Here is a 17,321-nt window from a genome sequence, read left to right as displayed (position 1 = left end):
CAACAACACAAGAATGAACAACACGACATCTCTCTTAGTGTTTCCCTAAAGGAGTAAAGCTAATCTAAAAAAGAGAGCCCGTTTTTTATTGACTGGTTCCGTTAATAAGTTCAAAACAGAGAATCGCATCTAAAGTCACATCAATTTCACAAAGGTGATCACGGAAGGCTAACGTCTTCCTACTTATCTGGAGGGAAAGAGGACTGTCAAAAGACAGTCCTCTTACTATTATTGGCTAACGAACGTTATAGCGCGTATCGGGATACGCACAACAGGTCGAATTCCATCAATTGGAGTTCCAATATTGGAGAATAACAGGGCATTGGTTAAAAGGGCAACTCCATCTTGAATTCCGCCAAAGTTTCCAACCCAAAAACTAGAATTTTCTCCTACAGCAAGTCTGGTACCGATGGGAAAGCTGTCAAAAAGCCCGACAATTGGCGATACAGGTGTAAATGGTACAAATGGTGTAAAAGGTGTTCCGAATAGTGACATAATATAACCCACCTCTCTTATTTTGATTAGACCTCTTGGATAGGCCTTAAAAGATGAGACGAGAAGGGTTATTCTGTTTCTTTGATATAGATTATGAAGGCTTGACCAAAAAAGTTACTCTTTTGCTTAAACTTAGTAAGCTGAGATTCTTTGCGATTCCATATTATAGCATCAATTTAAGTTAGCTGTGTTAAATTTAAATCTTTGGGAAATAAGAAAAGACGGCGTGCGATTTCACATCTAGCCGTCTTTTTCGGTACGAAATATGGTGCTATTTAGACGCTTTATTTATAACTCATGGGATACAAATTTGTTCATCAAACGCATTGAACACATTTCTCCGCACATTGTACAACTGTCGTCTAAGGCCGGCGCTGATTCTTGACGATAACGCTCCGCTTTTTCCCGATCCATCGCTAGTTCGAACATTTTATTCCAATCTAAAGCCTGCCTAGCCGTACTCATGGCCCGATCCCACTCCGCAGCGCCAGGGATGCCTTTCGCCAAATCTGCAGCATGAGCGGCGATTTTTGCAGCGATAATTCCTTCACGCATATCGTCTAAGGTTGGAAGGCGCAAATGTTCAGCCGGCGTAACATAGCAGAGAAAATCCGCCCCCGCAGCACCTGATATGGCACCTCCAATGGCACTCGTAATATGGTCATAACCTGGTGCCACATCCGTGACTAAGGGGCCTAAAACATAGAATGGGGCTCCATGGCAAAGCTTTTTTTCCAATAAAACATTCGCTTGAATTTCATTTAAAGTCATATGTCCCGGTCCTTCAATCATAACCTGAACATTCCTATCCCAAGCTCTTTGAGTCAACTCTCCGAGAACGATCAATTCTTCGATCTGAGAAGCATCCGTCGCATCGGCAATGCTTCCCGGCCGGCAGGCATCTCCTAAACTTAAGGTAACATCGTGTTCCGCACAAATATTAAGGACTTCATCGAAATACTCATAAAAGGGGTTTTCAGCGTGGTTCAGTTCCATCCAGGCATAGAGCAAGGAGCCCCCGCGCGATACAATATTCGTTAACCGGGAGTTCCGTTTAAAATGTTCCACGGTCCGGCGATTAAGGCCTGCATGAATCGTCATGAAATCCACACCATCACGCGCATGCTTTTCAACCACGGCCAGGAATTCTTTAGCCGTAATAGCTTCCAGCTTTTTGCCTAAATAGCCGATAGCATCATACATGGGTACGGTGCCAATCATGGCTGGGGACATTTCAATAAGCTTTTCTCGAAATAAAGCTGTCTTGCCGTAGTTGCTTAAATCCATGATGGCTTCAGCTTTCATTTCCAGGGCTTTACGAACCTTATCCAATTCCGAATCAATATTGGCACAGTCTTTGGAAATTCCCAGATTAACGTTAATCTTGGTCTTAAGTCCTTGCCCCACTCCCTCAGGATCTATACTGTGATGATGAACATTCTTAGGAATAACGACAGTTCCCCGAGCTACTCTGGCTCGAATTTCCTCCGCGGGCAGATTTTCCTTGCGAGCTACTGCCTGCATCGCTTCCGTGATCTCACCGCGTTTTGCAGCCTCCATTTGTGTCGCCATGTCTAAATATCCCCTTTCTCATTTTTTAACGTCTGCTAACTTGCCCAAATAAAAAAGCTTGCCGTGCAGGCAAGCTTTTTTAGCGTACTGAGTTTTTATTAAGAAACATCAGAAACTTGGCTTCCCTACGCTGGTTCTAACCAGATCAGGTTCGAAGGGATAAGAGTTACCTCTTTCTCAGCCCTACAGGGCACCCCTAGCACACGTTTATTAAGTTTATACTGTCAGTATATTACCTATAATATCCTACGTAAAGGGCTTAACTAAAATTTATAGCCCTATATTCTTAAAAAGAATTTATTCCACAAAATCTTACAAATTGTTTTAAATCTGACGAGAATCCTTAGCCAAGCAAATCAATGAGGTATTCGTCCAACGCCGATAACGGCAATTGTAACAAGATACCAGCTCATCAGCAACAAGTTCATCTTCAACATCTTCTTTGAACTGTGAACATTTTTCTGCTGCCTGTACTGCTCCTTTCCAGTCCTCCTTGCCGCCCTTGAACTCCTTTTCCCCTCTTGAATTAAACAACCACATTTCAATTACCTCCTAATAATTCTTCAGCAGTTGTTTTGAACACGTTTGCCAGTGAATACCCTCAGCTTGTGACACTTCAATCGGAGTAACAAGCAGGACACACCTTCCCTCCAGCAGAACAGCTTTGACCGTATCGCCCAGCCAAACAAGTTCATCTTCCGCTAAGACCGTTCCATCTATGCTCTTAACGATCTCAATCCGCGATTGGGCTAGAATATCACGAACTGAGGCAATACCCTTTTCACTTTTAATTTTAAACTTACCTTTAAAACGTCCGTCGTTGCCATAGAGTCTAAGTGCAATTCCTGCGAGAGCCCCAATAACCCCTTGACCCGTTCCTCCATGTTCTGAAAGGTGAATATGCAAGTCTTGGGCTAAATTATACGCTTCCTCTTTTGTTATAATTTCTTTCTTTGCTTTAAGGCCAAAAGCAATAAGTTTATCTTTTCCTTTAAGCTGTTCTGGGAGAAGAACACAAAGACCGGGATCAGATCCTTCGGCACTTTTCCTTGTTAAAAAATCTGCAGCATGCTGAAGAAAAGGATTTAAATATTCATCATTGAGGTCAGTAGCAAAACACATTGAACTATTATGGGAGGTATATGGAATATCTGGGTGAACATAAAGCTGGTGTCTCGTGACTGCCCCGCTCTTCCCCCATCCCTTTTCCTCAATATCCTGAGCTAGGATTGAAGCAAGCTCACCCGTTCCAAGGCTATCGAGATTATCCGTATCGTCAATACAAACTAAGATTCTCATACACTTACTCCTCTCATGTTTGGCCTTAATCCTTAAATTGACTTCCTGCTTAGCCCTTAGGTATCCTCATCCCTTTGCCGCTCAATACCTGAGCAGCCATGTCGTCTGTCAGCGAAGTATTAAAAAACTCCTTATAAAAGTCTTTTGCTTCTTTTGTCACATCTATATCAGAAAAACGATCAGGATATAAAGTCTTCGCCGTCCAGAGAATGGCCAGAGGTGTTTCTAAAGAGCCCGGATGGCCCCATCGGGAAATTCCATTCGGCATTTGATACACCTTTTTGTTCTTAACCGCATCGATACTCGACCATTGTGAATTCCCGAGAATGTAATCTGTAACTCCAGCTTCATTGACAAGAATAACCTGAGGATTCCATAGCAGAATCTGTTCAAGGCTGGCAAAATACTTATTGCCTTCGACCACTTTCAGTTTTTCATTGAGCGATACATTGTAAGCTCCTGCTTGCAAAAGCCAATCCGCAGGCAGACTATCTTTCGTATCCGTTCGGGCAGCTTCGTTGACGGAATGATAAACTTTAACCCGGTCTTCTATCGGAATATCCTTTACCTTAGCTTGAACCCGATCGATTGCCGCTTGATAATAGTCATTGTACTTTTTGGCTTTATCCTCAGCGCCTAAGACCTTGCCGATCATCTCAATGGTATATTGTTGTTCCTTAATATTTTTATAATCGACAACTAGATAAGGGAGCTTCGATTTATTAAGCTTTTCAATCTCCCCTTCATTGGCTGCCGTGTCGCCGCTAATAAACACGAGATCCGGCTTAGCTTTTAAAAGTTCCTCAATATTTATAATTCCGCCATTGGTAGGAACAGCTGCATTCTTAATCTCTGGGGCAATATCGGTTAAAAGCACATCCCGCTTCAACCCATCAACGACAGCAACAATATTCTCACTTTTGCCTAACATGGTTGCCACATGTCCTGAGAAGGCATATAAACAAGCAACCCTTTCGACTTTGGCCGGTACATTAACCTTTCGGCCTATTGAATCCGTAACTTGAATTGTTTCACCCGCAATTTTTCCCTGGTCTGAGTCAGACTGCCTAGAATCTCCTGTCAACAATCCGGTCCCTAACGATCCCCTTAGGCCTGCAAGAAGCCCTAGGCTGACAATTATAATGAAACCTGCGATTAACCAGCGGCGAGTCAGCTTTTCCTTCATAAAATCCTCCCTCGTACGGCGTAGAGTATTTCCAAATTGATTTGTTTTATCACTATTTTAACCTGCAGCCTTATATCTCTTAAGCCAGCGTTTTAAGAGGAACAATTTGTTTAAATTCTTTATCCTCATGTTCATAGGAAATAACTTTGGCATTGACGTCATACACGGATTTAATATTTTCCTCAGATAAAACTTCCGAAGGTTTCCCGAGCACCGAAAAAGTCTTTTGGTTCATCATTGCAACACGTGTAGGGATACTATTATTTTCGAAATAAAAAGCATGGTTAGGAAAATGGGTCGTTATAATCACAGCCAGCTCTTTTTCACGAACCAAACGAACGAGGGTCTCCAGAATCAAAAGTTCATGCTTAAAATCAAGATGTGAAGTTGGTTCATCCAAAATGATAACCGGGGTTTGCTGAGCTAAGGCTCGTGCCATCATAACTAATTGGCTTTCCCCGCCGCTCAATTTTGTATAAGGTCTCATTTTATATTTTTCTATACCCAAAAGCCTTAAAGCCTCTTCAGCGATAAGGGTATCCTCGGCTGAAGGAGTGCCAAAATAGCCCGTATATGAAGCTCTGCCCATTAAAATGATATCCATTACCGTATAGGGAAAACTTTTTTCGTGATCTTGAGGAACGTACGCAACATGCCTGGCCATCTCTTTTGGGCTAAGTGTTTTAATATTTTGGTCTTTTAAAAAAATCTCCCCTGCCTGCGGCTTTAAATTTCCAAGGAGACAATCCAAGAGAGTAGATTTGCCACAGCCATTTGGACCGATAATGCAAAAGATCTCTCCTTTTTGGAGTTGAAAGTTAATGCTTCTAAAGAGTTCTTGGCCCTCATAACCGAAAGCTACGTTGCTTGCCCTGAGTAATGACATTGGGCTCACCACCCCTTTCCTTTCGTTATCTTTAATAAATAGATAAAGAAAGGAGCCCCGATCAAAGCTGTTAATATACTTAAAGGGATTTCCGAACCGGTCAGCATTCTTCCCGCTAAGTCAACAACAATTAAAAAGCTGGCCCCCAGAAAAAAACTTGCTGGAATCAATCGGCTGTTATCATTTCCCACAAGCATCCTTCCAATATGCGGGATGATAAGTCCGACCCAGCCAATCGTTCCGCTTACAGAAACTGCACCTGCCGTTGCAATTGTTGCAAAAAAAATGACCAGCGCTTTATCCACTGAAGCATTGATCCCTAAAGAGCGTGCTTCACGATCTCCCATCGAAAGCACATTAATCCGCCAGCGAAGCACCCAAACTCCTATTATCCCAATGAGCATGGGGATAATAGCGATCTTAATATCCCCCGTACGGGCAGAGGCTAGGCTTCCCATAAGCCAATAGACAATGGTCGGCAATTTATCATAAGGATCGGCCACGTATTTAATAAAAGAAAGCAAAGCGGAAAAAACCGCTGAAACAATCGTTCCGCCCAAAACTAACATGATGGTAGGCGTTGTATTATATATTCTCCCTATCCAATAACTCAACAAAACGGCAAGTAACGCAAACAAGAAGGCAAAAAGATAGATGCTGATCTTCGTATTAAATAATAAAATCGCCAATGCTGCCCCGAAGCCAGCCCCAGAGCTTACGCCTAAGATTCCTGAGCTGACTAAAGGATTGCGAAATAAACCCTGAAAGGCCGTTCCACTAATAGCTAAAGAGCCGCCAACGAAAGCTCCCAAGATTGCTCTTGGCATGCGAATTTCCCAAACGACAGTCTCATAAATATTCGGTAAATCAGTACTGCTCAAGGTAAGTTTTGACCATAGCATCTTCATTACAGAGATCATTGAGAGCGGATATCTCCCGATAAACAAGGAAAGGAAAATAACGCCCGACAGACAGGCAACTAGAATTAAATATATACCCCTACTCCTCATGCTCTTAACTCCCTGTTCAGAACTATGTCTATTTCTATCATGTCTTTAGTGTCTTTGCATACTTTTACAGTGTTGAATCTTTTTCAATTACTGCCTAGGTCTGCGTCTATAATAGGCATAACCAGCCCCAACAATAATAAGTGCAATGACTGCAAAGATGATGCTTTTATTCATGCTCCCTTTTCCGAGCGAATTTGCCGTCGTACCTGCCGTTGGATTATTAACACTCGTTTCTTTGGCAGGAGTTATATTAGAATCAGCGATCGCAAAATGGATGCTTGTTTCTTTTCCTAAAGTCATTCCATTCTTTGCCTGTAAATCACCTGTGATTTTAACCTGATAAGTCGTTCCTGGCTTTAGGTCCTGTGACGGTTTCAAAACAATCTCTTCATTTTTGGTCGGGTCAATTTGGTCATCCGCCATGATCATCTGTACAGGAATCGTTTTCCCTTCAGAATCAGTGAGGGTTATGCACTTTTGGTTTTTGTCCTTTACACTCATATTCACTACATTTTTATTAAAGACTAATTTAATTTCTACCGGATTCTTAACGTCTTTCTGTCCATCTGCAGGACTAGAGGAAACTAAGCTCAAAGGATTCTGTTGTCCGCCGCTTCCATTGCCTCCTTCGGCTAAAGCCGTTAAAGGAGAAATTAAAAACAGAGCAGAAATAACACTGAATAAAACGACCCGTGTAAAACTTTCCATTTTACTTCTCAATTTACTTTTCATCATGTTCCCTCACTTCTTGCTAATCGTAGTAAATGGGGCCCGCATTTATTTGATGTCATCAAATATTATACCTGATGTATATAAAGGCTTCAAATTAAAACTTATTCAATGCTATTATTTCGATATTACTCCAATCTATTTCGACTAATCTATATTATACACTAATAACACAAAAGAGCAGGCTAAATAGCCTGCCCTAGAACAATTAACTCTACTTTTCTAACTTTCTATAAACAAGGTAGGAATATAGAAAGGTACTTATTAAACATGCTATGAGAAGAACAAAGAAGTAAATAAAGCGCACCGGAGTTGGGACAAAATACGTAAATAAACTGAACAATCCCAGAAGAATAAAAGCAAAACCTCCAAAACGATGGGTTTTCGTCCAAACCTTTTCATTGGCTAGTGCCCATGGAGTTCGAATGCCAAAGGAATAGTTTTGCCGAACTTGTGAAAGATAGTTGCCCATAAACATAAATAAGAGCCCAATACCTACGGTAACCACAAGCGTAATGTTAAGCGGATAGCCTAGCGAAACCAGAATGGTCGCCCAATGAATCCCAACGAGAAACAAAATCAGCAAGGCTCGGGTAATTTTATAGGCTCTGTCATGAAGTACAAATGATTCTTTTTTCGGATCAATACGCGGCAAAACGATCATTAAACCATAAATTGCAAGTGGCAGAAGACCTGTCCCAAGCATATAAACCTTTGAACCCCAGCGGTTAACTTCTCCATTTATCCCCCAATGCAAGGGAACAACATCAGGCAGTGACGAATAAATGGCAAGTGTACCGATAAAAGATAAAAAACAAAGCGCAAGCAATATTTTATTGCTTTTCATTATTCTCAACCTCCACATTCATCATATTGAGGACATATTTCAGGACTTCCTGAAAAGCCGTCGTGTTTAGGCTGTAAATCATATTTTGTCCTTTGCGCTCGCATAAAACGAGGTTCGCGTTTTTTAAAATATTTAAATGATTACTGATCGACGGTTTGGTTATCTCAAAATGATCTGCGATTTCGCCTGCTGTTAAGTCACCCTCTGCCAGTATCTCAAGAATCCTTCGCCGATTCGAATCGGAAAGAGCTTTAAACGTCTCATTCAATATTTTCGTCTCCTTTCATGTTTAGTTAATTATCTAAATATCTAATTGCATTGTATGCTAACTTAAATTAAATTGCAATAGTCACATACAATCAATCCTAAATTATTAAAGTATACGTTAAAGGCCAAGGTTAATCCTTGGCCCTTTTTTATCCTTCTAAAACCTTTTCATAACAATAAAAAGGCTTTTCCTTTCCTCGAAAACTCATCTCCCCAACAAAAATATATCTACACTTCTGAAATAAGGCTTGTGCTTTTGCGTTCAATGAATTGGTATCTGTTTTAAGGTATTTTACATTACTCCGATGAGCTAAGTCCTCAGCAAAACCGACAAGCTCTTTCCCAATCCCGGCATTTCGATAGTCCGTATCTACACCCATACGGTGAATGATCAAAGCATCTTTGGTTGATGACCAATTAAGTCCTTCATATTCATGAGGTTCAACTCGATTAATACAAATAAAACCCACAATCATATTTTCCCTTACCGAAACATAGAGTTCTCCTTTTTCAATATCCACTGCAAAATCTTTAGCTTGGGGGTAATTCTCATCCCATTGATAATTATTATAGGAGTGCATTTCATCAATAATCTTTTTTAAGATTACCATGATACGGTCCAAATCCTTGATTATCGCTTTTCTAATCACAAAACCTCACCTCAGAAATTCTTAAGTTTCTTCCAATCCTGTTCGATATTCTCGCGCATCTTTTTAACAAGCCTATAAACAAGCTGCTGTTCACCTTCGGTCAAATCGCTAAAGCACACCGAAATATTTCGATTTTCTTCCTCAATAATCATCGCATAAACACTTTTGGCTTGATCTGTAGGATATAATCTCCACATGCGCTTATCTATCTCATCCCTTATTTTAGTGATATAACCTTCATCCACTAATTTCTGCATGGCCTTAGTCGTTGTCGCTTTATCCACCTTTAAAAGATTTGATAGATCAATCTGATTGATACCCGGATTCTCAAAAACACGTGTAAGAAATATAAACTGTCCTCTTTGGAGGTTAATTTCTTTAAACTTTATATCGCTTATCGACTGAATGGAACGCGCTAACGTTCCCACTTCCCGCAAAATAAAGTTATCTAGAGCATTTGGATTTTGTAGATATTGAATTGTTCTCACCCCCAGTGTAATACTAGTTGAAATTTCAACTATATTTTATCATATAATTTTCTTTTGTAAAACAAAAAGCCTGCAATTAATCAATTGCTGGCTTTTAAAGAATTATATTAAAAACTCAAAAGCAAAAATTTTCTATCTTTCCCCCAACACCCTCGGGCAAATAACCCTGCATTGATTACAATTACATACTCCAAAACCTCTTGCATTATTACTATAGGTAAATTTTCTGCACAACTTTTGATTTACGGTTAAACCATTAAGCGCTTTTTGAGGGCAATTATCCAGACAAAGATGACAACTTGCAATGCACATCTCTTCGGAAAGAAGATCTGATTTTAAATCTAAATTCGTCAGTACCGCCCCTATATTGATCATATTTCCGAATCTTTTATTGATGATCAACGTATTTTTGCCCATACTTCCTATCCCCGCTAACAGCGCTGCATGCCGCATGGAAAGTATTCCTCTTCCCTCCCTTTTATCCTCGTCCCAATAATCGTAAGGTGAATCGGAAGGAACCGGAACAGAGATCCCTCCTAATTTTTCTATTTCCAGACTTGCCGAATAACTTAAACGATCTAACTCGTTAAGATTTACATCTGTCGCTTTCATATAGACAATCCTTGGGTTAACATCCGCCAGTCCCTTGGGCATAGCCTTGGCAAATACAATGACTGACTTGCAATCCTTATAAATATCCTTTGGATGAAAACCTTGAGGTGCATTTTTAAATCTTTCAACGTTTGCTATTCCGCAAAGGTCCGCTCCTAAGTTCATCAGAATTTGTTTAATTCGTTCTTCCATCTCCATCCCTCCTAAACTATTAGCCTGCAAAAGTTTAAGATTTAATAAAACATAGAGTTGATATTGTTTAAGATGATGTTATCATGTTATTAACTAACAGTAAAATTGATAATATAGATATATTTATTCAACAAAATCGATGCAAAGGTGTGAAAACTCTGGACATTAAGCAACTCAAAACCTTTTTAACGATCGCTAGGTTGCAAAGCTTCACTCTTGCAGCTCAGAATCTGGGTTATGCTCAATCTACCATAACTACGCAAATTCAGCTGCTCGAAAAAGAATTCGGTGTAAAGTTATTTGAGCGATTAGGTCACAATATTTCATTAACCCTTGAGGGCAAGCGGCTACTCCCATTTGCCGAACAAATTCTTAAACTTTCGGATGATGCAAAAAATGCAATGACCTATTCTGATTTGCCCAAAGGAACGTTAGTCATTGGCGCAGTTGAATCCTTATGTATCATGCGGCTTCCCAAAATATTAAAAGAGTATCGTTTAAGATACCCTGATGTTGAGATCAGTTTAAAATTCGGCAGCCGTGCTGATTTTCTCCGTGGTTTAAAAGCCAATACGATTGATATTGCTTTTTTCCTTGAGGAAAAGATAAATGAAGAAGGTTATGTTACTGAAATAAGCTTTCCCGAACCTATGGGAATCCTTTCTTCGACTGAGCACCCTTTTGCTCAAAAGGAGAGTGTCCTACCCGATAACTTAAACGGTGAAACCCTTATTTTAACCGAAACCGGGTGCGGCTATCGAGCATTGTTTGAAAATATACTCGGTCAATATGCCATAAAGCCTCGTTCCATTATTGAAACGGGTAATGTCCAAGCGATTAAGCATCTGACTATGAGTGGATTAGGGGTTACATTATTACCTCTGATTGCAGTTGAAGAGGAATGTTCTCAGCAGCGGCTGGTTAACCTGAACTGGAAAGGGCCCTCTTTCGAAATCCTCACACAAGTTCTCTATCATAAAGACAAATGGATTTCTGCTCCTCTGAAGGCTTTTATCGAGCTAATTCATGAAATAAAGCTATAGACCAGAATATACAGTTAATAGAGGAAACGAAAAAAATGTTTTAAAGAAGGGCAATTGTTTTAACTTATGTAAAACAACTGCCCTTCTTTTGCTTTTAGATCTGTTTCTTTTATATTATTTAATTTTCGGCTTGAATTATTTTACTTTAAAGCGTTTTACCATTTCATCGAGTGCAAGGGCTAATTCATTTTGTTTCTGTGCAGTTTTAGCAACATCTTCTACGGCAACAGCGACTTGACTTACTGTACTTGAAATCTGTTGCGAACCCGTAGCTCCCTGCTCAGTTGAAGCAGCAACGGTTTCTATGGCCTTCATCACTTGTTCGATAGAAACCGCGATCTCCTCGGAACTCGAAGAGAAGTCCTCCACCAAAGAATCTACAAAATCAGCATCTTTTTGATAATCCATTCCGGTTTTAACGAGGGATTCGTAATCACGAGTTACATCTTCACTAATGAATTTAAGAATATCACTTGAATATTCCGTAAGGTTTGCAAATGCTTCACTAACAGCCTGAACTGTTGTTTGAATGCCTCTTACCGTATCGGCAGATTGTTCAGCCAGTTTACGAACCTCCTCTGCCACTACTGCAAATCCACGTCCCTGCTCACCAGCCCGAGCAGACTCGATGGCTGCATTTAACGCAAGCAGATTAGTTTGTCCTGCGATATCTGCTATAATCTCTGCCATATTTTCAATCTCATTGACTACTTTGCCATCCTCTATGGCTTGGCGAATCCGATTTTGTTTTTCTTCCAAAAGATTTTTAGCATTTTCAGCAGAAAGCAAGGCATTTTCCTTCATGTTTAAAGCACGTTGTTTAATTTCGCGGGCATTTGCAGCACCCGTTTCTGCTTTTTGAACAAGCTGTTTCGTCGAATCAAAAATCGCTTGGCTCGATGCTGTTACCTCTTCTGTCGAAGCACTATCCTCTTCCAACCCAGCAACAATTTCTTGAGTATTTGAGCTTATGCTCTGTGTTTGAGCCGAGATTTCTTCGGCAGAAGCCGAAAGAATTTGACTATGCTCCTGAAGATTATTGATATCTCCCATAACCTCTTTTAAGAGATTATTGGTATTTTCTATTGCCGTATTAAAGGACTCTCCAACAATACCTATATCATCTTTCGATCTGATTTTGATTCTCTCGGTTAAATCTCCCTCAGCCATTTTCTTGGAGATTGTTAAAAGCTCATTTATTGAGCCCGCAAGACCTCGGCTGATTATATAGGCCGTAATCAAACTTGCTATACTTATGAAAGCAATAAGAATGGTAAGAAACAAAGAGGCACTGTTCGCACGGGCATTACTATCCTGGCTGACTTTATTGGCATTTTCCTCGTTGTATTTAACTAAGGCCGCTAACGAATTTGTTAAATCATCTGAAGCTTTTTTTGATTCGCCGTTTATAATTTCAATTGCCTTTTCTGTACCTTCATTATCAGAGGCTTGCATGATCTTCTGATCTTCCTTTAGGTAATTATCCCAATTTGTTTTCACTTGATTAAAGAGTCTTCTATCATTATCATCTCGAATCGTTTGTTCATAACTGTTTAAACCATCTTCTACTTGCTTCTGATAGGTTGTCATTTCATATTTCACAGTACCAGCATTCGCTCTATCCACAATATACTTATATTCCATTGTTCTCATATTGGCAACAGCCGTATTCACGGTATGGATACGGTCCACACCCGGAAGCCAATTGGTTGTAATTGCGTCCGTTTGAGCCTTTAAGTTTTGAATAGTAAAGATGGAATAAGCTCCAAAAGCTAATGATAGTAAAATAAGGAAACCAAAAGCAAGGTACAGCTTTTTTCTAACCGTCATTTTCACCGTTTTCGCCTCCATTTATTCTCAACATGTTTCTATATTCTTCTAAAAAGTTCTCTTTCGACATGACACTATGGTTATCCTTCATATATAGATATACTTATTCCTTTCTTGACTAATTCTTAATAAATACATTTACGTTTACAAAAGGTTAGGTCAAGGCAAAAACGCTCTCACACCTTGATTAAAGCAAAAATGCCATTAACCCCGATCTGGAGCTAATGGCATTTTGATATTATTTATTTTCTTTCTCGTAAAAAATCAGTATAGTTTTAGTGATGTTAATATAGTTAAGTTATTTTGCAGACACTTTTGTAAAATTTTCAGCAGAATTGTTATCCTTAATGCTTTGATAAATCAAAGCTCCGAAGAACATTAACGTTCCAGCCATTACCGTTCCGACCCCAATGACCGCATAAGTATGACCTGAAGCTTTAGCTGCCGCTTTGCCCAGTAATGCAAGATTGTTTGCTACCATAAGCCAGGAAATGGGATAGAAAATTGCTCCGATACCCATGAAGATCGATGCAGCTTGTTTGTACCACATAGCAACATTGGTTCTCGATAGAATTGCCGACATAACCAGAGTTGCAGCTCCGATACCCGCCCAATGAATGTGAGCCCGCATTAAACATGTCCAAGATGTACCAATAATTGCTTCAAGTTTGGCAGGATCATTACCCCACAAAGTTGCCAGAACCGGTTGAGCAGCTGCCTTCCACCCTTCTCGAATTGCCTCTTCAGATGATCCCATCCATGCACCAGTTAAGAAAGCGAGAAGAACAGCAACACCGGACAATGCGATACCCCACTGAAAAGTACGAACAAACTTTGACATAATTTCAGCCTCCTTGTTTGATTTAATATAATATCTTAATTCCATGTACATTATTTCATTTGTTCGACTTCAGAAACAGTAAGAAAAATACTAAAATGCATAGTACAAATGTACTATGCATTTTAGTATTTTATAGAGTTCTAATATTCTTTATGTTTCTGTTCCAAGGCATAAGCAGTCGCTTGTGAACGATTTTTAAAGCCCAGTTTATGGAGAATGCTTGAAACGTAATTTCGAACAGTATTTTCACTTAGGTAAGTCCTTCGGGCAATTTCCTTATTCGTTAAACCTCGCCCAATCAATATAAGAATTTCACTTTCCCGCTCTGTCAAATGTTCTTTGGGAGATTTAGAAGTATCATTGTGCTGGAGTTTAGCCAAAACACTCCGAGTCAGAACAGAATCCAGGATCGTTCCGCCTGCAGAAACGGTCATTATAGCTTTGGTCAAAGCTTCACTGCTTACTTCTTTCATGACAAAACCCTGTGCTCCGGCTAAAATGGCAGCAACAACAGCATCTTCATCAGCATAGGAGGTTAACATAATCACTTTAATATCCGGGCGTTCGGCAAGAACCTCCCGGCACGCTTCAATCCCCGAGCGCTTGGGCAAGCGGACATCCATAAGAATGATATCCGGCTGAACCTCTCGCGTCTTCACTGTACATTCTTCAGCCGTTCCTGCTTCCCCAACAATTTCAAAATCTTGAACATCGGACAAAGCTGCACGCAAGCCCATACGAACAATCTCATGATCATCGACCAACATCAGTCGTATTGTCATTTTCAAGAGATACCTCCTTCGGTATATGCAGTATCACTAAGGTTCCTCCGGTTGGTGGATACGAATAGTCGATCTCTCCCCTTAAAATTGTGATTCTTTCGCGAATGTTCCGTAAACCCATACCTGGGCCTTGATAAAACTGCTCCTCACGGTCAGTTTTAAATTGTTCAGACAGTTGTTTGTTCTCTTGTCCATTATCCCAAAGACTTATAACCAACTGATCCGGCTCTTCGACTAATTGAAGCTGAATATTTGTTGCAGCTGTGTGTTTTCCGATATTATTCAAGACCTCTTTAACCACATAATAAAGATGATTCTGACGATTAGGAGTCAAGAGAATAAGATCATCTCCGACAAAAACAAATTGGGTTCGAATATTATAGTTTACTTCAAATTCCGTTAGCATCTTTTCAAATATCCGTTTTAGCGGTTTGTGGGAAATATCCTCACTTTTAAGTCCGGTTATGTAATGTCTTAAATCAAGAAGCGACGTATTTAAACTTTCAATACAAAATTTCAATTGTTCTCGAATCGGCGATTCCGAATCTAAGTGACGGACCGTAGACTCTAACATCATCCCGGTCGCATAAAGAGTCTGAATAACGCCATCATGCAAGTCTTGGCTGATTCGTTCTCGTTCCGAAAAACGCATTGCATCTTCCTCTGCTTGAGCGAGAATTCGATCCGTTTCTCTATTGAATTCAAGTAATAATTTAAGCGTTATAATCATCGTCGCCGTCCCAACCAAACCGCGGAGCAGCTGAACCGGTAAATGAGTAATGTTGTAAAAAGCTTGAGAATTGAATATGTTAGCAGGAAAAAATGATCCTGGATCTACCATCAGCATGGCAATCATGGCCAAAAAAAGGAATACGACGGATAAAGCTTTAAGACTGGAGCGGATTTGAAGAGGTAATTTATTTCTCTGATCCTTTCCCTGTCGATAAAGGGCTAGTGCCGTTAAAATGCTTGAAGGCAATAACAGCATATAATGAGAAAATTCCTGGGAATAGCTTAATGCCGCTGCCGGACTTACCTTATTCATAAGCAGAATTCCCACATTGGCACAATAAAGCAGAAAAATACCTATAGGAATGAATATTGTCCGCAATGACCGCTCGGGATAGAGTAACCGAAGACTAAAAATAAAAAGAAACACAAATGAAAATGCCTCTAAGAAAATAGGAAACAAATTTAAAAAATAAAGCAATTGTGCACTAAAACTACTGGCTTGAAGGGGTATAAATAGATAAGACCATTCGGCAGTTGCATGGATAAGTGCGTAAATTCCCATTAACCATAGATCTTTAGCAAAACGGAAAGGATACTTCTTGCGATGCTGAATCAAAATTCCCAGCCCGGAGGCAAAGTATAAAAGCCCATAAGGAAAATATGAATTTATCGAAATAAACTCAAACAAAGTCTTAAGTTCTCCTTTCAATAACTTGTTTACTAAAGACAAGCTTATCATATAACTTTTTTAAATAATTCTCAGCTTTTTCTCAGAATTGTTTCTTATACTCTATTTTGTCAGATGAAACCTAACAAAATCAATTCTAAGGGGGGATTATATTGAAACATCAAATGGCCCGAATTTTATTTCCCATATTCCTAGGAGCTTTAGTCATTGTTCCATTAAGCGGCTGTGGAACTCAAAACGCAAGCGCTTCGACACAGTCAACAGCTCAAACCGCCAAAGCGACTTCTCAAGACACTGCATCCATTACCGCCCAAGACGTTAAAAGCATCAATATTAAAACCAGCCAAGGAAAAGCTCAAGTCAATCAAGACATTGACAAAGGTTTAAAATCCCTGGATGACTCTCTTAAAGCATTAGATAACAGTATGGGCAAAATTCAATAATGAAAGGGGCAATCTCGAATAATGAAAAAGACATCTAAACTTCTGGCAATTACTTTAGTCGCTGCGTCCTTTTTAGGTTATTCCTTACCAGCTTTAGCGGATCAAACCACGCCTGACTCGTCGTCGACAAACGGTCAAACCCAAACTACTCCTGCAGCTGACAATAATCAAAATAAAATTGCCAATGCCAAAGAAAGGCTGCAAAATGAAATTATCCATCTGCAGCAAGTTAAGGAAATTCAACCTTATATGCAGCAAATTAAACAGCTTCAGGATCAAGAAAAAGAATTAAGGTCTCAAATTCAAACACAGCGGCAATCGGTCCATAATAAAATTAAAGCCGATCGCGAAGCTAAAAATTATGATGCTCTGCTCGCAGCCCTTAATGATATGGTTCCAATGATGGATGATATTTCTTCGGCAAAACAGGCTGCTCAAACGTGTAAAACAGATTGGGAACAACTTAAGTCCGATCGCACTTCAAAAAATCAAACGGCCTTAACCAATGATGTGCAAAAAATCCAAACAGACATCTCTTCTCGTATTTCGATCTATCAAAAGATTCTCGCGGATTTAACAAAAATCAATCAAGATCTTGATACACCGGCTTCGGCTTCAAGTACACCTTCACCTGCTCCCGGGAGTACTAGTTCTACAACTTCCTCCTAATGGAGAACAATACTTATTTGTTTCTGCATTAATAAACTGACATACAAGATTATACTATTA

The 17,321-nt window shown here is 39.8% G+C and carries 20 protein-coding genes and 1 riboswitch; of the genes, 3 read left to right on the top strand and 17 right to left on the bottom strand.

All coding sequences use genetic code 11. From position 1 onward, the window contains the following. Nucleotides 1-228: 228 nt before the first annotated feature. The 13 genes from ACHOLT_RS05150 to ACHOLT_RS05090 form a co-directional block, all read right to left on the bottom strand. Complete coding sequence (locus ACHOLT_RS05150; protein ID WP_425806234.1) at nucleotides 229-495, bottom strand: hypothetical protein; 267 nt, start codon at nucleotides 493-495, stop codon at nucleotides 229-231. A 288-nt stretch (nucleotides 496-783) separates the two neighbouring features. Further along, entirely contained in the window at nucleotides 784-2,067 is a 1,284-nt protein-coding gene (gene thiC / locus ACHOLT_RS05145; RefSeq protein WP_425806232.1) for a phosphomethylpyrimidine synthase ThiC, read from the bottom strand. A gap of 105 nt (nucleotides 2,068-2,172) precedes the next feature. Continuing rightward, a riboswitch (TPP riboswitch) is annotated at nucleotides 2,173-2,275 on the bottom strand. A 116-nt stretch (nucleotides 2,276-2,391) separates the two neighbouring features. Beyond that, on the bottom strand, nucleotides 2,392-2,607 hold the full coding sequence (locus ACHOLT_RS05140) for a hypothetical protein (RefSeq protein WP_425806231.1): 216 nt from the start codon (nucleotides 2,605-2,607) through the stop codon (nucleotides 2,392-2,394). Between the two features lie 12 nt (nucleotides 2,608-2,619). Then, nucleotides 2,620-3,366 (bottom strand): hypothetical protein, encoded by a 747-nt coding sequence (locus tag ACHOLT_RS05135; RefSeq protein WP_425806230.1) that lies wholly within the window; start codon nucleotides 3,364-3,366, stop codon nucleotides 2,620-2,622. Between the two features lie 49 nt (nucleotides 3,367-3,415). Continuing rightward, complete coding sequence (locus tag ACHOLT_RS05130; RefSeq protein ID WP_425806229.1) at nucleotides 3,416-4,552, bottom strand: ABC transporter substrate-binding protein; 1,137 nt, start codon at nucleotides 4,550-4,552, stop codon at nucleotides 3,416-3,418. Nucleotides 4,553-4,631: 79 nt separating this feature from the next. After that, the gene (locus ACHOLT_RS05125) at nucleotides 4,632-5,438 is read right to left on the bottom strand and encodes an ABC transporter ATP-binding protein (protein WP_425806227.1); all 807 of its coding nucleotides are present in this window, start codon (nucleotides 5,436-5,438) and stop codon (nucleotides 4,632-4,634) included. Nucleotides 5,439-5,443: 5 nt separating this feature from the next. Continuing rightward, nucleotides 5,444-6,448, bottom strand: coding sequence for a FecCD family ABC transporter permease (locus ACHOLT_RS05120; RefSeq protein ID WP_425806225.1), 1,005 nt, complete (start codon nucleotides 6,446-6,448; stop codon nucleotides 5,444-5,446). Between the two features lie 87 nt (nucleotides 6,449-6,535). Further along, on the bottom strand, nucleotides 6,536-7,183 hold the full coding sequence (locus ACHOLT_RS05115; RefSeq protein WP_425806223.1) for an Ig-like domain-containing protein: 648 nt from the start codon (nucleotides 7,181-7,183) through the stop codon (nucleotides 6,536-6,538). Between the two features lie 208 nt (nucleotides 7,184-7,391). Continuing rightward, on the bottom strand, nucleotides 7,392-8,024 hold the full coding sequence (locus tag ACHOLT_RS05110) for an SdpI family protein (protein WP_425806222.1): 633 nt from the start codon (nucleotides 8,022-8,024) through the stop codon (nucleotides 7,392-7,394). Then, on the bottom strand, nucleotides 8,011-8,292 hold the full coding sequence (locus ACHOLT_RS05105; RefSeq protein WP_425806220.1) for an autorepressor SdpR family transcription factor: 282 nt from the start codon (nucleotides 8,290-8,292) through the stop codon (nucleotides 8,011-8,013). Before ACHOLT_RS05105 ends, ACHOLT_RS05110 begins: the two co-directional genes overlap by 14 nt. 148 nt (nucleotides 8,293-8,440) lie before the next feature. Next, entirely contained in the window at nucleotides 8,441-8,941 is a 501-nt protein-coding gene (locus ACHOLT_RS05100; RefSeq protein WP_425806219.1) for a GNAT family N-acetyltransferase, read from the bottom strand. Between the two features lie 11 nt (nucleotides 8,942-8,952). Continuing rightward, complete coding sequence (locus ACHOLT_RS05095) at nucleotides 8,953-9,369, bottom strand: MarR family winged helix-turn-helix transcriptional regulator (RefSeq protein ID WP_425807900.1); 417 nt, start codon at nucleotides 9,367-9,369, stop codon at nucleotides 8,953-8,955. Between the two features lie 192 nt (nucleotides 9,370-9,561). Then, nucleotides 9,562-10,233, bottom strand: a complete 672-nt coding sequence (locus ACHOLT_RS05090) for an epoxyqueuosine reductase (RefSeq protein ID WP_425806218.1) — start codon at nucleotides 10,231-10,233, stop codon at nucleotides 9,562-9,564. A gap of 158 nt (nucleotides 10,234-10,391) precedes the next feature. Between ACHOLT_RS05090 and ACHOLT_RS05085 the strand changes: the two genes are divergently transcribed. After that, nucleotides 10,392-11,276 (top strand): LysR family transcriptional regulator, encoded by an 885-nt coding sequence (locus tag ACHOLT_RS05085; protein WP_425807898.1) that lies wholly within the window; start codon nucleotides 10,392-10,394, stop codon nucleotides 11,274-11,276. 135 nt (nucleotides 11,277-11,411) lie between these two features. Here the strand turns inward: ACHOLT_RS05085 and ACHOLT_RS05080 are convergent, their stop codons facing one another. The 4 genes from ACHOLT_RS05080 to ACHOLT_RS05065 all read right to left on the bottom strand — a co-directional run bounded on the left by ACHOLT_RS05080 (nucleotide 11,412) and on the right by ACHOLT_RS05065 (nucleotide 16,149). Next, entirely contained in the window at nucleotides 11,412-13,106 is a 1,695-nt protein-coding gene (locus ACHOLT_RS05080) for a methyl-accepting chemotaxis protein (protein ID WP_425807896.1), read from the bottom strand. A gap of 298 nt (nucleotides 13,107-13,404) precedes the next feature. Further along, entirely contained in the window at nucleotides 13,405-13,947 is a 543-nt protein-coding gene (locus tag ACHOLT_RS05075; protein WP_425806217.1) for a hypothetical protein, read from the bottom strand. A gap of 140 nt (nucleotides 13,948-14,087) precedes the next feature. Beyond that, entirely contained in the window at nucleotides 14,088-14,729 is a 642-nt protein-coding gene (locus ACHOLT_RS05070; protein WP_425806216.1) for a response regulator, read from the bottom strand. Continuing rightward, nucleotides 14,701-16,149 (bottom strand): sensor histidine kinase, encoded by a 1,449-nt coding sequence (locus ACHOLT_RS05065; protein WP_425806213.1) that lies wholly within the window; start codon nucleotides 16,147-16,149, stop codon nucleotides 14,701-14,703. Before ACHOLT_RS05065 ends, ACHOLT_RS05070 begins: the two co-directional genes overlap by 29 nt. Nucleotides 16,150-16,301: 152 nt before the next feature. Here ACHOLT_RS05065 and ACHOLT_RS05060 point away from each other — a divergent pair, with 152 nt between their 5' ends. Together ACHOLT_RS05060 and ACHOLT_RS05055 are read left to right on the top strand one after the other, a co-directional pair. Beyond that, entirely contained in the window at nucleotides 16,302-16,592 is a 291-nt protein-coding gene (locus ACHOLT_RS05060) for a hypothetical protein (protein WP_425806212.1), read from the top strand. A 21-nt stretch (nucleotides 16,593-16,613) separates the two neighbouring features. Next, nucleotides 16,614-17,261 carry a hypothetical protein gene (locus ACHOLT_RS05055; protein ID WP_425806210.1) on the top strand — a complete coding sequence of 216 codons (648 nt, stop codon included), beginning with the start codon at nucleotides 16,614-16,616 and terminating at the stop codon, nucleotides 17,259-17,261. The last annotated feature ends 60 nt before the right edge of the window (nucleotides 17,262-17,321 follow it).

It is taken from the genome of Desulfitobacterium nosdiversum, from assembly GCF_049860565.1.
Classification (GTDB): Bacteria; Bacillota; Desulfitobacteriia; order Desulfitobacteriales; family Desulfitobacteriaceae; genus Desulfitobacterium_A; species Desulfitobacterium_A nosdiversum.
Note: the sequence above shows the minus strand (reverse complement) of the source record. Positions and strands in the feature narration are given on the sequence as shown.

What these genes read in the sequence shown, in the direction of transcription:
- ACHOLT_RS05150 (WP_425806234.1), bottom strand. Translation starts at nt 495, where the DNA reads ATGTCACTATTCGGAACACCTTTTACACCATTTGTACCATTTACACCT.
- thiC (WP_425806232.1), bottom strand. Translation starts at nt 2,067, where the DNA reads ATGGCGACACAAATGGAGGCTGCAAAACGCGGTGAGATCACGGAAGCG.
- ACHOLT_RS05140 (WP_425806231.1), bottom strand. Translation starts at nt 2,607, where the DNA reads ATGTGGTTGTTTAATTCAAGAGGGGAAAAGGAGTTCAAGGGCGGCAAG.
- ACHOLT_RS05135 (WP_425806230.1), bottom strand. Translation starts at nt 3,366, where the DNA reads ATGAGAATCTTAGTTTGTATTGACGATACGGATAATCTCGATAGCCTT.
- ACHOLT_RS05130 (WP_425806229.1), bottom strand. Translation starts at nt 4,552, where the DNA reads ATGAAGGAAAAGCTGACTCGCCGCTGGTTAATCGCAGGTTTCATTATA.
- ACHOLT_RS05125 (WP_425806227.1), bottom strand. Translation starts at nt 5,438, where the DNA reads ATGTCATTACTCAGGGCAAGCAACGTAGCTTTCGGTTATGAGGGCCAA.
- ACHOLT_RS05120 (WP_425806225.1), bottom strand. Translation starts at nt 6,448, where the DNA reads ATGAGGAGTAGGGGTATATATTTAATTCTAGTTGCCTGTCTGTCGGGC.
- ACHOLT_RS05115 (WP_425806223.1), bottom strand. Translation starts at nt 7,183, where the DNA reads ATGATGAAAAGTAAATTGAGAAGTAAAATGGAAAGTTTTACACGGGTC.
- ACHOLT_RS05110 (WP_425806222.1), bottom strand. Translation starts at nt 8,024, where the DNA reads ATGAAAAGCAATAAAATATTGCTTGCGCTTTGTTTTTTATCTTTTATC.
- ACHOLT_RS05090 (WP_425806218.1), bottom strand. Translation starts at nt 10,233, where the DNA reads ATGGAAGAACGAATTAAACAAATTCTGATGAACTTAGGAGCGGACCTT.
- ACHOLT_RS05080 (WP_425807896.1), bottom strand. Translation starts at nt 13,106, where the DNA reads ATGACGGTTAGAAAAAAGCTGTACCTTGCTTTTGGTTTCCTTATTTTA.
- ACHOLT_RS05075 (WP_425806217.1), bottom strand. Translation starts at nt 13,947, where the DNA reads ATGTCAAAGTTTGTTCGTACTTTTCAGTGGGGTATCGCATTGTCCGGT.
- ACHOLT_RS05070 (WP_425806216.1), bottom strand. Translation starts at nt 14,729, where the DNA reads ATGACAATACGACTGATGTTGGTCGATGATCATGAGATTGTTCGTATG.
- ACHOLT_RS05055 (WP_425806210.1), top strand. Translation starts at nt 16,614, where the DNA reads ATGAAAAAGACATCTAAACTTCTGGCAATTACTTTAGTCGCTGCGTCC.